Here is a 12,984-nt window from a genome sequence, read left to right as displayed (position 1 = left end):
AAACCGGAAAAGCCCGTCGCTATTTCCGCGGTACGGTAATGCGGATGGTCGTCCGCCCGCCGATATTCTGCAGGAACACTTCGCCGCCCAATGCCTGAATGCGGCGCATCAGCGATCGTGACGGCACGGCCCCGCTGGACCCCAGCCGCGCCATATTGGGCACGCCATCATCGCTCACCTGAAGCGCGATACGATTGCCGTCCGGTTCCAGCGCGAAATCCACCGCGCTCGCCCCCGCATGCCGCACGGCATTGGCGACGATTTCCCGCACGGCAAAGCTCAGTTCCCGTCCGATCATCGCGCTGGTCGCACAATTGCCGTCCTCAACCTTCAGCGCGCATTCAATACCCCATTGCTCGCCCAGCGAGCGGACCACCATCGCCAGCGTTTCGGGCAGATAGGCGAAATCCTCCTCATCGACCTCGGGATTGATGATCCAGCGGATGGTCGCAATCTGATCCTTGGCGATGCGGTCGATATTGCTGATAACGGGGCGCGGCGAAACCGACTGCTCGCTCAACAAGGGAGCGAGCTGAAAACGGATGCTGGCCAGTGCCTGAAGCACGCTGTCATGGAGTTCCCGCTGCAATCGCTCACGTTCCCGCGCCCCGGCGATGACATGCGCCAGGTCCAGGCTGTTGCGGACCATCAATTCTTCGCAGGCGCTTTGGAACACGCGCTGGGCGATGGCGGCACAGTCCTCATGGCAGGGATCGGAAAGATGCACCGCGCCCACCGCCTCGAAAGTGCCCAAATGCACCCGCACCGTCAGCAGCGTGTCCGCGTCCAACAGGGTGCTCCAGGCCCTGCCGCCTACGGACAGCGGCCCCAAATGGCTGACGCCGTCGCTGGACAGGGCAATCGATGCGTTCCGGCCCCGATCATGCCAGCCCGTATCCGCCGTCATCAAATTACCCAAGCCGATGGACGGCAATGCCTGCCCCGCGCTGCATGCGAAACGAAGCCGTTCGTGACTCGCCATCCTGAACAGCACGGCCAACCGTTCACCGCCCGTCGCGGTCCGCAGTGCCTGCAACAGGAAGCCGTCGGCGCTGCTCTTCGTCGGCGGGAAGTCCGCTTCGGCCAGCCGCCGCATCTGCTCCCGCTCCAGCAGCGTCTCGCGCCGGGGGCCAAGCATGACCCCTGTCACCACGATCACCACCACCAGATAACAGGCCTTGAGCGCAACCCTTTCAGCCGCCGGTTCCGTCGGCAGGGTGACGATCTCATCGAACCAGGTTGCGAATATCGCGCCCACCCCTGCCAACAGGCCGACCAGTACATGCCATTGCCGGCGGACCACCAGCGCCACTTCCACCGCCACGAAGAAACTGCCCGGAAAATAGGGGCTATTGGACGGGTTCGTCACCAGCAGCAGGGCGATGTAAAGCAATGTATCGAGGAATATCACCCATTTGCGAATCCGCATGTCGGTGATCCAGGACCGCGCCGACAGCATGACCGCCGTCAACGCCAGCAGCAGCATCAGGATCGCGACGCCATGCTCCGCCGATTCCGCCCAGGATCGCGGGCTGGCGAAGATGAAGCTGACGGAGCAATAAATCACCGCCAGCAGCAGTCTGGTGAAGTCCAGCGTCCGCCATGGCCGAAGCGCCGATTGGGTCAATGTATCCCACCGGCTCAGGCTGGTCGTCCGTTCGATTCGCCCATGCATTGCGCGACCACGTTCCCCCATGCTCTCCGGCAGGTTTCTTATGGGAAGGAAATTGCCGCCACGTCAAATAGAGATGAGGCCAGCCGAGCGGCTATCCATGGAAATAATCGTAAATCTGCTGCGCGACCGCCTTGGAAACGCCGGGCGCTTTCAACAGATCTTCCAGCGCGGCACTCTTGACCGCCTTGGCTGTACCGAAATGCATCAGCAACGCCTTTTTGCGGGCGGGACCGATACCGGGAACCTCATCCAGCGAGCTGACGGTGATCGCTTTGCTCCGCTTCTGGCGGTGCGCGCCTATGGCGTAGCGATGCGCCTCGTCACGCAAGCGTTGCAGGTAGAACAGCACCGGATGGTTGAGCGGGAAGGTGATTTCCCGCCCGTCGGGCATGTGGAACACTTCCCGCCCCTCCCGGCCATGATGCGGCCCCTTGGCGATGCCGATCATGCAGACATCCTCAATGCCCATATCCTCCAGCATCGCGCGCGCCGCCGACAGCTGCCCCTTGCCGCCGTCGATCAGCACCAGATCGGGCCATTCGCCGCCGTCACGATCCGGGTCCTCCCGCGCCGCGCGGCCGAAGCGCCGATCGAACATCTCGCGCATCATCGCGAAATCGTCGTTCGAGATTTCGGGATTCTTCATGTTGAACTTGCGATAGGCGTTCTTGCGGAAGCCCTCCGGCCCCGCGACCACCATCGCGCCCAGCGCATGCGCGCCCTGCATATGGCTGTTGTCGTAGATCTCGATCCGGTCCGGCACGCCGTCCAGCCCGAAAGTCTCGACCATCTCCTCCAGCACCTTCGCCTGCGTCGTGGTCTCGGCAAGGCGGCGGTCGAGCGCCTCAACGGCATTGCGCTGGGCCTGTTTGATGAGGCGCGTGCGATCGCCGCGCTGCGGCACCTCGATCCGCACCTTCGACCCGATGCGCTCACTCAGCGCCTGCGCCATCAATTCGCATTCTGCAGGCGGACGGTCGGACAGGACCAGCTTGGGCGGCGGCACTTCCTCGTAGAATTGCGCCATGAAGCTGGCGAGAACCTCATCCTCCGCGACTTCGGCCGTGTGGACGGGGAAGAAGCTGCGATGGCCCCAATTCTGCCCGCCCCGAATGAAGAAGGCCTGTATGCACATCGCGCCGCCCTTGGTCGCCAACGCGAAGATATCGGCGTCGCCCAGCCCTTCGGCATTGATCGCCTGGCTGCCTTGAATGAAAGTCAGCGCCTTCAGCCGGTCGCGCAGCACCGCCGCCTGCTCGAAATCGAGCGCGTTGGACGCCGCCTCCATCGCCTCGCCCAGCTTCTTCTGCACGGCGGTCGACTTGCCGCCCAGGAAATCCTGTGCATCCTGAACCAGTTCGCCATAGCTCCCCTCATCGATCCGCCCGACACAGGGCGCGGAGCAGCGGCGGATCTGATAAAGCAGGCAGGGCCGCGATCGGTTGGCGAAGAAACTGTCGGTGCAGCTTCGCAGCAGGAACAGCTTCTGCAATGCATTGATGGTCCGCGTCACCGATCCGGCACTGGCAAAGGGGCCGTAATAGCGGCCCTTATATTTGCGCGCACCGCGATGCTTCTGTACGCGCGGAAAGGCATGATCCTCCCGCAGCAGGATGAAGGGGAAACTCTTATCGTCGCGCAGCAGCACATTATAGGGCGGGCGGAACCGCTTGATGAGCTGCGCTTCCAGCAGCAGCGCCTCGGCCTCGCTGTTGGTGGTGACGATGGTCATGGAGCGCGTCTGCGCCACCATGCGTTGGAGCCGCCTGGGCAGACGGTCGACCTGGGTATAGTTCGTCACCCGGTTGCGCAGCGCCCGCGCCTTGCCGACATAGAGCACATCGCCCCGCGCATCCTGCATACGATAGACGCCTGGCCGGGTCGGTAGCGTCTTCAGCGTCGTACGGATCGCCTCCACCCCCGCATCAATATCGGGCTGACTGCCCGTGACCGTGAAAGTGGCCTTGTTTTCGTGAAAGCGATCAGGGGATTGAGGACCGGACATGCGGAAGAGATAGCGGCGTCTGCCGTGATCGCAATGGGCATTGACCCAAGGAACGGACATCGGCGGAGAAGCAATGCGTGAGGTCAGCCATCTCACCCCACTGCGCTTCACTCATCAAGGAGAAGCTGTCCGCAACTCCCCTCCTCGCTTCACACGACCCGCATAACAAAAAAGGCCAGCGCGAAACCCGCACCGGCCTTTTTTTGTCATTATATCCAGATCGACATATCCAGATCGCCTCAGGCGCTCGGGCCGAGACCCTTGATCGCATCGTCGACGAGTAGCTTGTCAGCCTTGGGATCATGGCCCTGTGCGATCAAGGTCGCCGCAGCATTGGTCGCAGCCGTCACCGCCTTGTTGCGGATATCCGCGACAGCGGCCCGTTCGGCGGCGCCGATCTTATCCTCGGCCATTTTCTGACGGCGGGCGACGAGCGCCACCGCATTGGCCTTGGCATCGTCAAGCAAGGTTTCGGCTTCATGCTCCGCCGACTTGCGCATCGCTTCCGCTTCGCCGGCGGCAGCCGCCAGCTTCGCTTCATATTCCGCCTTCAGCGCTTCGGCTTCGGCCCGCAGCTTGGAGGCTTCCTCCAACTGCGTCTTGATCTGCGCGATCCGTCCATCCAGCGCACCGCCAATCAGGCCAGGCACCTTCTTGAAAAGCAGGATTCCGATGAACACCGCCATCGCCAGGCTGACCCAGGCAGTGGCATCCATGCCGACTGCCTTCGGGTCGCTGTGCGGGGCAACGCCCTCGTGGGCGACGGTGCCAACCGGCTCCATGCCTTCGCTATGGATCGCCTGATTCATGTGCGGGACTTCCGCCTCGCTGTGCTGTTCTGCTGCCTCAGCCATGGGCCAGTGCCGCCTTTACTGCGTTGCGGGCCGCTTCGTCCGACGCGTCCACGCCGGAAATGCGAGCCACCATGTCGCGCGCTGCGTCAGCGGCGACGGTTTCAATCTCTGCCATGGCTGCGTTGGACGCAGCCTTGATGCGGGCCTCGGCAGCGCCGATCTGGCTCGCAATATCCGCGTCGGCTGCGGCCAGCTTGGCTTCAGACGCCTTGGCGGCCTCGGACTTCGCCTTGGCCAGCGTCGCCTGGGCGACGGCACGGCTTTCGGCATCGCGAACGCGATAGTCCGCTTCAGCTTCATCGGCGCGAGCGAAAGCGGCCTTAGCCGCATCCAGATCACCACTGATCTTCGCGTCGCGCGCATCGGCCGTCGCCTGCACCTTGGGCACCATACCCAGGCCGATGACGAAGAAAACGAAGCCGAAGGTCACCAACAGCCAAAAGATCTGCGATGAATAGGTTTCGGCAATTTGCGCGATTTGAGGCATTTTATGGGATCCGTCCGATCGGGGCGCGGTCAATCAGGAGGTGGGCACGGGCATCACCGGGACGCCCCGCCCACCCCAAGCGGTTATTAGGCCACGAACACCAGGATCATGGCGATAACGAACGCCAGCAGACCCAGAAGTTCCGCAGCAGCGAAACCGATGAACAGACGGCCCTGCTGGCCGTCGGCAGCGCCGGGGTTGCGCAGCGCGCCTTCGAGGAACGAACTGAAGACGTTGCCCACACCGAGGGCGGCAATGCCCGCACCGATCGCGGCCAGGCCAGCACCGAGCAGCTTTGCGGCTTCTGCGTCCATGTCGTAAACTCCCTTTTCCAAACTCAAGTCAAAACGTTGGGTGAAATAATCTTAGTGCAGGTTCTCGGCGTCGTTGATGTAGACCGAGGTCAACAGCGCGAACACATAGGCCTGGATCACGGCCACCAGAACTTCCAGCGCACTGATGCCGATCATCAGGATGAAGCTGGCGGTGCCGACCGTGAAGCCCAGCGCGGGGCTGGCATTGGCGCTGTTGATGACGAACCCGGCGAGCACCTTCAGCAGCACGTGGCCAGCGGTCATCGCGACGAACAGTCGCAGGCCAAGGCTGAACGGACGCACCATGAAGGAGACGAGTTCGATGAAGAAGAGCGGCACCACCATCAGCGCCGGAGTGCCATGCGGCACGAACAGCGAGAAAAAGTGGAGGCCATGCTTGTAAAAGCCCACCGCCAGCACGATCGAGAAGCTCATGATCGCGAGCACGCCGGTCGCGGTGAAATGACTGGTGAAGGTGAAGGGATGCAGGCCGAACAACCCCAGCGGCAACAGGCCGAGCAGGTTCGCCAGCAGGATGAACATGAACAGCGAGAAGACATAGGGAATGTACTTCTTGCCGCCCTCACCCACATTGGCGATCAGCAGGCTCTTGATGAAGCCGGTCATATATTCGACCGCCATCTGCCAGCGGCCGGGGACCAGTTCACGCTTCATGCCGCCGACGACAAAGATCCACAGCACCACAGCAGCAGCCACCATATAGAGCGCGCTGTTGGTGAAGGCGATGTTGAAACCGCCGAGCGACAGATGATCCGTACCGAACAGCGGTTCGATCGCAAACTGATGCATCGGATCGATTTTGCCGGATTGTGCCACGCTGGACCCCTGTAACGTCTTTGCCTTTAGACTATGACAAAAGCGTCCCTATTCGTCGGGACGCTTCGTCGTCGTCAACCTGATGATGTTCCTGAAAGCCGCCACGATCCCAAGACCGAGGAATGCAAGCAGGAGCCATGGGGATGTCCCAAGCAGCCGGTCCAAAACCCAGCCGATCAAGGCACCGCCAACAAGACCCCCGATCAGCTCAGCGAGAACCCTGTTGCCGAGGCGCGACCCATCGTCCGCCTGCTGCTCCTTGGTCCCCTGTCTGACCCGTTCGACGTGTTCGGCCTGCGCAATCCGCTCCTCCAAAGAAGCGATCCGCGCATCTTCCCCCGCCGGGTCCTGCCCCGGTGCATCCGCTGCCATCGACCATCCTCCTTAGTATAAGGGCTCAGGCGGCATGGCGGTTGCGGCTGCACCCGTCAAGGCGCGGCCCGTTTAGAAAGGGCTTTCGGGAGTGTCAACCGTCGTTGGACAGGAGAATTTCCTGTCCGAACGAAGCTGGGTCAAAAGTCCACCAGCAAGGCGGAAATCACCCGGCCGTCGCGCAATAGGATGGCAGGGCGATCGGCCCGGCGCCCTTGGTCTGCCACGCACCGGCGCCGATACGGTAGACCTGCCCCTGCTTCACGCGGCTGGTCAGCGTCTGGCATCCGATGGATGCGGCGACATCCTGCACCGTCACGCCGCGCTTGCCGGCAAGGTCCGTATAGGCTGCGCGCCGTTTGATGTTGATCGATTCGACCTCGGACCGGACGGCGTCACTTACAGACCCGGCGATGCCCAGATAGCCGTCGGCCTGCTCGCCCACGGCGCCTGCGCCCATCGCGGCGACCACGGCGCCGGATTGCGCACGGGCAGGAGACGTCATGGCCAGCCCCGTCGCCAGCGCAACCGCAGCAGTGGCGGCAATCATCAAAAACTTGCGTGTCATTGCGGGAACAACTCCGGGTTATTCTGGATCAAATCCTGCGCATCGCGTTGCAGTTTGACAACGACTTCCTGCTGCACCTTGACGTTGAGGTTGATTTCGATCGGCTTGTCCGGGGCCTTCACCTGAATACAGCCCCCCAGGGCCAAACCGGCGAAACCCGCCATCATGATCGTTCGCTTCTTCATTTCTGCTCCCTGTTTCGCACAGTGTCGCTTTCGGCAGGCTGAACTGCAACCCCTGCCCGAATCTTCTCCTGCATCTGATCACCCAGGCTGTTTTGTATGAGCGTTGAAGGGTCGATGAAGGATTGCGCGGTCCCAAGAAGCCCCCGGAAGGGCGCCGCGATCCGGACGTTAAAGATGAAGGGCAGGCCCGTGAAATTGCGCGCCAGCCCCGCCGGCGCCCCGCCGATCTGCCCGCGATTGACGCCGTTGAACACGACATTCGTCACCATTTCGCCGTCCAGCGCGCCGTCCATCAATATGGTGAGGCATTTATACTGGAGATTCTTGAGCGCATCGAAGGCCAGCCGTCCCATGGCGCCCAGTTGCTCGTTCGAAACCGGCCCAACATAGGACAAGGTGCCCGACTGGCGCGTGGGGTCGCACGGAATCGTCGGCAGAACACCTTCAGGCATCAGCAGCGGCGGCATGCCCTGCTGCCGCGCGGTCAGCACGCCGCCCGCGACGCGCCCGCCCTGTGCATTGAAGATCAAAGGCATGATCCCGTCGAACGTGCCGGTGGCGGACACATTTTTAAGGTCCATCGCCTGGATGAACGCGCCTGCATCCAGCCCAATGACGCGAAAGGTCAAGTAACGATCCACATTGGCGCTAAAATCCATCGTCGTCGGCAACAGCACCAGTTGCCCGCCCGAAAAGGGCCAGCCGCCGCCCTCGACACGCACTTTCTGGCCCGCGTCCAGCCGGTAGCGCACAACGCCGTCCCGAACCTCAACGCCCGGATTGACCGACCTGATTCGCACTTCCTGCCCCGGCGCGCTGACCAGTCCGAGCAGATCGGTGAAACGCAATTCTCCCGTCAGCCCCTCCACCGGACCGAAGGCGGCGGCCAGATTGGCGTTGTCGGTGCGGAACAGGCCGTCGCTGGTGACATGATTGCCGTCCCAACGGATATGCCCCTCCCCACTCACGGTCGCATGCACATTGGCGACGACGCCGAGCGCCAACCCCGTCACCTCCTCGGGCTGAAGCGCTGGACCAAAGGCCAGGGCGGGAACGGCCAGATCCGCCTTGCCCCGTCCGTTGCCGAGATCATGCTCGATCACGGCTCTCGCCACCAGGGCATCGTTGCGCGGCACCCGCAGAGCGCCCGTCGCAGCAATCCGGTCGTCCTTCAGGGTCAGCGCGAAATCGGGCACCTTCAGCGGCTCAAACCGTCCCGGCGTCTGCGCATCGCGCACCGTCATCGCCGCCGCCAGCTTCAGCACACCACCCGCGAAGCCCCAGTCGCCCGCACCATTTTCAACAATCAGCGGCACGGCGCCGATTCGCCCGCCCGCTCCGGTCAGACGGCCACCCAGCCCCTTGCCTACCGCCTTTCCATCCAGCGCCACCGCGGTCAGACGGACCGGCGCATCTTCCGCCCCGATGCTGAGCTCGACATGGGAAAGCGCAAAGCCCTCCCGTCCCAGCGCTACGCGTGCGCTATCGGCGGAAAGCCGCATCGGGCTGTCACCGCTCTTTCCGACCAAGGCAAGTTTGCGGATTTCCGCGCCGCCGCGCACGCCATCGGGACCGGCCGCGAACAGCGCACCGCCGCCAATGGGGCACAGGATCTGTCGGGTCTGACCAACGGAAAAGCTGCCATAACGGGCCTCGATCAGCGAAACCGGCATACAGCGCCGGTTGACCGCAACCGTGCCATCGGCGCTCAATTGCCCCTCAACGGGAGCCACCAGTCCGCGCAGCCGCCCGCCCGGCAACGGCCCATCCAGCCGTACTTCGGTCGAGAAACGCGTATCACCCTTCGGCTCCGCCACGAAACGCACCGGCTCCAGCGACAGCTTCGCCTGTCCGGCGGCATAGGGTTCCACGAAAAGCTGTCCGCCAAAGCCGCCGCCAGCCCGCCGCGCCAGCCGCAGCGCTGCCTTGGGCAATCCGCCGCCTTCCGTCGTGAGCGCACCGTCAAGCGCCCAGCCGAGCGCCGCCCGCCCCTTGCCCGGCCAGCCGATGGTCACTCGCCCATCGCCGGGAATCGCCGCCTTCGCCCCGCTGCGCGCCGTAAATTGCGTGCCGGTGAGGACCAGACTGCCGCCTCCGCCCCGCTGGGCAAAGGCTAGACTGGTCTGCAACACATTATCCTCGCCCGCCCGCCGCACGGCATCGGCCAATCGGACCGTGAGCGGTTCAACGGGCGTTCCCGCCCCCGATTCGCGCAACCCCGCCAGCGGATCGCGCCCGGCAAGGCGAATCTGCCGTGCGGAAAGCCGCCCCTGCATCCGCGCCTCGTCCTTGCCGACTTGCCAGGCGCCCCGAATCTCGGTGGTTCCGGCCAGCGTCCCTGCCGCCGACAGCGCCGCCGCGCCGATCTGCGCCCTGCCCCCGGTCGATGCCGCCGTCCCGTCGAAGTCGACACGGCCAAACGGGTGCGCCAACACCATGCCCTTGGACTTGAGCGCCTCGCCCGTCAGATCGACATGGCCGCTCCAGCGATCCAGCGCCTTGCCCAGCCAGATATCCACATTCGCCGCAGGCTTTGCCATGGCGGTGGCGGCATCGCGGCAGGCAACGGCATCCCCTTGCACCGGTCCGGACAGATGCGGTCGCCCGTCCCGCATGGCGACGTCCAACAGCGCCGACAGATTGGCAAGGCCGCAGCCGCCGAACCCCGCTTCAGGCATCGCCGCCGCCAGCTTCCCGCGAAAGCCCGAATGCAGATTGCCCCGGCCGTCAATCTGCATGCCCACCGTTCCAGCATCGGTTTCCAGCCGCAATCGCGCGTCGCTCAACCCCAGCAGGATGTCGGGCAGGCTGAACGGCGCCGTCGAGGTCGAATCGCGAAATTTGTCGATCTCGCCCAGTTTCAGCACGCCGCCGCGGAGCGACCCGCGCATTCGGACACCGCCCGCCCGCACTGCCGCGACCCCCGGCGTCAGGCCGGTGAAGGCAATGTCGACCTCCACCCAGCGCGCCGTCAGATCAGGATCGGCCGGATCGCCCAGCACGATATTCTCAATCCGCTGAGTGCGAAGGCCGATTTCCTTCAGGTCATAGCTGCCTTCGACCCCGTGCCGGTTGAGTTCACGGCTGATGAAATTTTCGGCGATGGGCGCACGCTGGGTCCAGAGCGCGGCTAGGATCAGCGCGAGCGATCCCGTCCCCACCCCAAGCCAGCGCAGCCAGCCCCGGCGAATTTCCTTTTCGCCGCCTTCATCTTCCATGCCTATGGCCAACCCCGGCTTTGAAAACGCGCAATTTACGTCCGTAACGCCTTAACAACGTCTGACTGCTTCTAAATATCCTTACCCGGCGAATCCACAACGATGCATTGCACGATCGAGTCGTGCTTTTCCCTTTTCGCCGCATTTTGCGAGCCGCCGGCTGTTCCAGCCGTCTTCAAAATGCTTTTCCTGTTTACCGCATTTTGCGAGCCACCGGCTGTTCCAGCCGTCTTCAAAATGCTTTAGCATCCCGATCCGTCAACGGGGGACGGATAAGACATTGCCGGAAAAGGATTTGAAGGCCGCGCATGATGGCGTGGGGCATCGCGCCCGACTGCGGCAGAAATTGGCGAAGAGTGGCGGCGATGCGCTGCATGATCATGAACTGATCGAATATCTGTTGGCGCTGGCGATCCCCCGTCGCGACACAAAGCCGCTGGCCAAGGCGCTGTTGCGTGAATTTGGCGGGATCGGGGGCCTGATGACGGCGGACTGGCAGGCCATCGCCCGCATACCCGGCATGGGCGACACCAGCATCGCGGCAATCAAGATCGTCCAGGCCACCGCCCTGCGGATGTTACGCAATGACGTAGCCGAAAAGCCGGTGCTGGCGAGTTGGCAGGCCCTGCTCGACTATCTGCGTGCCGACATGGCATTCCTGACGGTGGAACGGGTGCGGGTTCTGCATCTCAACAGCCGCAACATGCTGATTCGCGACGAACATATGGGCGATGGCTCGATCGATCAGGCGGCAATCTATACGCGGGAGGTTATCCGCCGGGCCATCGACCTCGGTTCAGCCGCGTTGATCCTAGTCCACAACCATCCCAGCGGATTGCCGGAACCCAGCCGGCAGGACATAGAGATCACACGCCAGATCGCGGAGGCCGGCAAAAGGCTTAATATCGCGGTCCACGATCACATCATCATCGGATCGCAGGGGCATAGCAGCCTGCGCGCGAAGGGGTTGCTTTAAGAGCGAGGCGTGTGGATCGCCTGAAACCGCCCCAGTTCCCTAAGCCCCAAATCCCACCGACAGAAATTCCGGCACCGGCCCGTTCCAGCCGTCGTCCGGCCCGTCATCCACCGGCTCAGGACGGCGCGGACGGGCACCATTGCCTTCGGTACGCGCCGGGCGGGGTTCTGCGCGCCGTCCGTCATCCTTGCGGCGTTCGTCCTTGCGATCCTTCCGCCGGTCCTTGTCCGCCCTGCGCGGTTCCTCCACCACCTTTTCGGCTACCGCCACCGGCGCGTCGATCGTATCGATCTTCTGCTTGATCAGCTTCTGGATATTGTCGATCGCCTCTGCATCGTCCGACGTGACGAACGTATAGGCGACCCCCTTCGCCCCCGCGCGGCCGGTACGGCCGATGCGATGGACATAATCGTCCGGATGCCAGGGCGCGTCGAAGTTGAACACATGGCTGACGCCCTTGATGTCCAGCCCGCGCGCGGCCACGTCCGACGCGACGAGGATATTCACGGTCCCCGTGCGGAACCGCTCCAGCTCGGCAATGCGCGCCGACTGGTCGATATCGCCGTGGATCTCACCCGACTTGAAGCCGTGCCGTTGCAGGCTCTTGTTGAGTTCCCGCACCGTCGTCTTGCGGTTGCAGAAGATCACCGCGCTCTGCACGTCCTCGGCCTCCAGCATCGCGCGCAACGCCTCGCGCTTCTTGCGCGAATCGACCTTCACCAGCCGCTGGGTGATATTGGTCGAGGCGGTGGCGGGCCGCGCCACCTCGATCGACTTGGGATTGGAAAGGAAGCGATCCGCCAGCTTCTTGATGACCGGCGGCATGGTCGCGGAAAACAGCAGCGTCTGCCGCTGGGCAGGCAGCTTGGTGCAGATTTCCTCGATATCCGGGATAAAGCCCATATCGAGCATCCGGTCGGCTTCGTCGATCACCAGCATGTTGCAGCCGTTGAGCAGGATCTTGCCCCGCTGGAACAGGTCCATCAGCCGCCCCGGCGTCGCGATCAGCACGTCGACGCCCTTTTCCAGCGCCTTTACCTGATCCCCCATCTGCACGCCGCCGATCAGCAGCGCCATGGAGAGCTTGTGATATTTCCCGTATTTCTCGAAATTCTCCGCGACCTGCGCAGCCAGTTCACGCGTCGGCTCCAGGATCAGCGAGCGCGGCATCAGTGCGCGGGCACGGCCATGGGCGAGAATGTCGATCATCGGCAGGACGAAGCTGGCGGTCTTGCCGGTCCCCGTCTGGGCGATGCCGATGATATCCTTCATCATCAGCACGGGCGGGATCGCCTGCGCCTGAATCGGTGTGGGCGTGTCATATCCGGCCTCGGTTACGGCCTTCAATAATTCGTCGGAAAGGCCGAGATCGGCAAAAGTCATTCAGATGTCCGGGACAGGAGGCTCTCCACCGCACAGAAACGCACGATAAAGGAAATCGCGCGCGCCTTGCTGAAATATCGCCCTCTTGTCAAGAAAATCGCGACGCAGGC

Annotated in this window: 12 protein-coding genes; 1 reads left to right on the top strand and 11 read right to left on the bottom strand. The window is 63.3% G+C overall.

The window, feature by feature from the left end; translation table 11 throughout:
• Window positions 1-19: 19 nt before the first annotated feature.
• The 10 genes from HUK73_RS04645 to HUK73_RS04600 form a co-directional block, all read right to left on the bottom strand.
• Window positions 20-1,696, bottom strand: coding sequence for a sensor histidine kinase (locus tag HUK73_RS04645; RefSeq protein ID WP_176590857.1), 1,677 nt, complete (start codon window positions 1,694-1,696; stop codon window positions 20-22).
• 70 nt (window positions 1,697-1,766) lie between these two features.
• The gene (gene uvrC / locus HUK73_RS04640) at window positions 1,767-3,680 is read right to left on the bottom strand and encodes an excinuclease ABC subunit UvrC (protein ID WP_176592813.1); all 1,914 of its coding nucleotides are present in this window, start codon (window positions 3,678-3,680) and stop codon (window positions 1,767-1,769) included.
• 239 nt (window positions 3,681-3,919) lie between these two features.
• Window positions 3,920-4,534: a F0F1 ATP synthase subunit B gene (locus HUK73_RS04635; RefSeq protein ID WP_176590856.1), complete on the bottom strand. Its 615-nt coding sequence runs from the start codon at window positions 4,532-4,534 to the stop codon at window positions 3,920-3,922.
• The gene (locus HUK73_RS04630) at window positions 4,527-5,021 is read right to left on the bottom strand and encodes an ATPase (protein ID WP_176590855.1); all 495 of its coding nucleotides are present in this window, start codon (window positions 5,019-5,021) and stop codon (window positions 4,527-4,529) included. Before HUK73_RS04630 ends, HUK73_RS04635 begins: the two co-directional genes overlap by 8 nt.
• 86 nt (window positions 5,022-5,107) lie before the next feature.
• A complete protein-coding gene (locus HUK73_RS04625; RefSeq protein WP_004207392.1) occupies window positions 5,108-5,335 on the bottom strand; it encodes a F0F1 ATP synthase subunit C in 228 nt (75 codons plus the stop codon).
• 51 nt (window positions 5,336-5,386) lie between these two features.
• Window positions 5,387-6,172 carry a F0F1 ATP synthase subunit A gene (locus tag HUK73_RS04620; protein WP_176590854.1) on the bottom strand — a complete coding sequence of 262 codons (786 nt, stop codon included), beginning with the start codon at window positions 6,170-6,172 and terminating at the stop codon, window positions 5,387-5,389.
• Between the two features lie 48 nt (window positions 6,173-6,220).
• A complete protein-coding gene (locus HUK73_RS04615) occupies window positions 6,221-6,544 on the bottom strand; it encodes an AtpZ/AtpI family protein (RefSeq protein WP_176590853.1) in 324 nt (107 codons plus the stop codon).
• A gap of 166 nt (window positions 6,545-6,710) precedes the next feature.
• Window positions 6,711-7,112, bottom strand: coding sequence for a YdbL family protein (locus HUK73_RS04610; protein ID WP_176590852.1), 402 nt, complete (start codon window positions 7,110-7,112; stop codon window positions 6,711-6,713).
• Window positions 7,109-7,297 carry a YnbE family lipoprotein gene (locus tag HUK73_RS04605; protein WP_176590851.1) on the bottom strand — a complete coding sequence of 63 codons (189 nt, stop codon included), beginning with the start codon at window positions 7,295-7,297 and terminating at the stop codon, window positions 7,109-7,111. Before HUK73_RS04605 ends, HUK73_RS04610 begins: the two co-directional genes overlap by 4 nt.
• A complete protein-coding gene (locus HUK73_RS04600; protein WP_176590850.1) occupies window positions 7,294-10,515 on the bottom strand; it encodes a YdbH domain-containing protein in 3,222 nt (1,073 codons plus the stop codon). Before HUK73_RS04600 ends, HUK73_RS04605 begins: the two co-directional genes overlap by 4 nt.
• Before the next feature lie 280 nt (window positions 10,516-10,795).
• Here HUK73_RS04600 and radC point away from each other — a divergent pair, with 280 nt between their 5' ends.
• Entirely contained in the window at window positions 10,796-11,491 is a 696-nt protein-coding gene (gene radC, locus HUK73_RS04595; RefSeq protein ID WP_176590849.1) for a DNA repair protein RadC, read from the top strand.
• A gap of 39 nt (window positions 11,492-11,530) precedes the next feature.
• On the opposite strand, the gene HUK73_RS04590 is transcribed toward radC, so the two are convergent.
• Complete coding sequence (locus HUK73_RS04590; protein ID WP_176590848.1) at window positions 11,531-12,874, bottom strand: DEAD/DEAH box helicase; 1,344 nt, start codon at window positions 12,872-12,874, stop codon at window positions 11,531-11,533.
• Window positions 12,875-12,984 lie beyond the last annotated feature (110 nt).

Origin of the sequence: Sphingobium sp. EM0848, assembly GCF_013375555.1 — a bacterium.
Classification (GTDB): Bacteria; Pseudomonadota; Alphaproteobacteria; order Sphingomonadales; family Sphingomonadaceae; genus Sphingobium.
This window is presented reverse-complemented; position numbering and strand designations above follow the sequence as displayed.

What these genes read in the sequence shown, in the direction of transcription:
- HUK73_RS04645 (WP_176590857.1), bottom strand. Translation starts at nt 1,696, where the DNA reads ATGGGGGAACGTGGTCGCGCAATGCATGGGCGAATCGAACGGACGACC.
- uvrC (WP_176592813.1), bottom strand. Translation starts at nt 3,680, where the DNA reads ATGTCCGGTCCTCAATCCCCTGATCGCTTTCACGAAAACAAGGCCACT.
- HUK73_RS04635 (WP_176590856.1), bottom strand. Translation starts at nt 4,534, where the DNA reads ATGGCTGAGGCAGCAGAACAGCACAGCGAGGCGGAAGTCCCGCACATG.
- HUK73_RS04630 (WP_176590855.1), bottom strand. Translation starts at nt 5,021, where the DNA reads ATGCCTCAAATCGCGCAAATTGCCGAAACCTATTCATCGCAGATCTTT.
- HUK73_RS04625 (WP_004207392.1), bottom strand. Translation starts at nt 5,335, where the DNA reads ATGGACGCAGAAGCCGCAAAGCTGCTCGGTGCTGGCCTGGCCGCGATC.
- HUK73_RS04615 (WP_176590853.1), bottom strand. Translation starts at nt 6,544, where the DNA reads ATGGCAGCGGATGCACCGGGGCAGGACCCGGCGGGGGAAGATGCGCGG.
- HUK73_RS04610 (WP_176590852.1), bottom strand. Translation starts at nt 7,112, where the DNA reads ATGACACGCAAGTTTTTGATGATTGCCGCCACTGCTGCGGTTGCGCTG.
- HUK73_RS04605 (WP_176590851.1), bottom strand. Translation starts at nt 7,297, where the DNA reads ATGAAGAAGCGAACGATCATGATGGCGGGTTTCGCCGGTTTGGCCCTG.
- HUK73_RS04600 (WP_176590850.1), bottom strand. Translation starts at nt 10,515, where the DNA reads ATGGAAGATGAAGGCGGCGAAAAGGAAATTCGCCGGGGCTGGCTGCGC.
- HUK73_RS04590 (WP_176590848.1), bottom strand. Translation starts at nt 12,874, where the DNA reads ATGACTTTTGCCGATCTCGGCCTTTCCGACGAATTATTGAAGGCCGTA.